A 1,263-nucleotide genomic window follows, 5' to 3' on the forward strand; every position below is an offset into this window, starting at 1 on the left:
TGTCACCGGCCTGGGCCTCGCCCGGCAGGGTCACTGCCACGTTTACCTGGCCGCTGATCTCGGTGCGGTCGATGGTGCCGTCGTTGTCGCTGTCTTCGGTGATGACCACGGTCGGCGCCGCGGTGGCGGTGGTGTCGCCCATCACCGCGCTGTCGCTGCCTTCCGGCGAGACGTTGCCTGCCGCATCCACCAGGGTGGCGGTCACGGTCAGCGCCGCGCCATCGGCTGGACGGTCAAACTCGTAGCCCACCTTGCCCGCCGTGATGTCGGCGTCGGTCAACAGGCGGTCGGCCTGGCCGCTCACCTTGAGGGCGTCACCGGCCTGGGCCTCGCCCGGCAGGGTCACCGCCACGTTTACCTTGCCGCTGATCTCGGTGTTGCTGATGGTGCCGTCGTTGTCGGTGTCTTCGGTGATGACCACGGTCGGCGCACCGGTCTCGGTGGTGTCGCCCATCACCGCGCTGTCGCTACCTTCCGGCGAGACATTGCCCGCCGCGTCCACCAGGGTGGCGGTCACGGTCAGCGCCTCGCCGTCGGCCGGACGGTCAAACTCGTAGTCCACCTTGCCGGCAAGGATATCGGCCTCGCTCAACAGGCGGTCGGCCTGGCCGCTCACCTTGAGGGTGTCACCGGCCTGGGCCTCGCCCGGCAGGGTCACTGCCACGTTTACCTGGCCGCTGATCTCGGTGCGGTCGATGGTGCCGTCGTTGTCGCTGTCTTCGGTGATGACCACGGTCGGCGCCGCGGTGGCAGTGGTGTCGCCCATGGTGGCGCTGTCGCTACCTTCCGGCGAGACATTGCCCGCCGCATCCACCAGGGTGGCGGTCACGGTCAGCGCCTCGCCGTCGGCCGGACGGTCAAACTCGTAGCCCACCTTGCCAGCAAGGATATCGGCATCGCTCAGCACCCGGTCGGCCTGGCCGCTCACCTTGAGGGTGTCACCGGCCTGGGCCTCGCCCGGCAGGGTCACTGCCACGTTTACCTGGCCGCTGATCTCGGTGCGGTCGATGGTGCCGTCGTCGTTCTTGTCTTCGGTGATGACCACGGTCGGCGCCGCGGTGGCAGTGGTGTCGCCCATCACCGCGCTGTCGCGGCCCGGCTGGGATTCGTTGCCTGCCGCATCCACGATGGTCGCCGTCACGGTCAGCGCCTCGCCGTCGGCCGGACGGTCAAACTCGTAGTCCACCTTGCCAGCAAGGATGTCGGCCTCGCTCAACAGGCGGTCGGCCTGGCCGCTCACCTTGAGGGTATCACCGGCCTGGG

Annotated in this window: 1 protein-coding gene; it reads right to left on the minus strand. The window is 68.8% G+C overall.

Annotated elements, in window-relative coordinates:
- The coding region (locus ACLHZ1_RS20470) for a hypothetical protein (protein WP_427263526.1) at positions 1–1,263 on the minus strand (1,263 nt) is incomplete at both ends.

The sequence above is a fragment of the Aeromonas sobria genome (genome assembly GCF_050266975.1).
GTDB lineage: Bacteria > Pseudomonadota > Gammaproteobacteria > Enterobacterales > Aeromonadaceae > Aeromonas > Aeromonas sobria_B.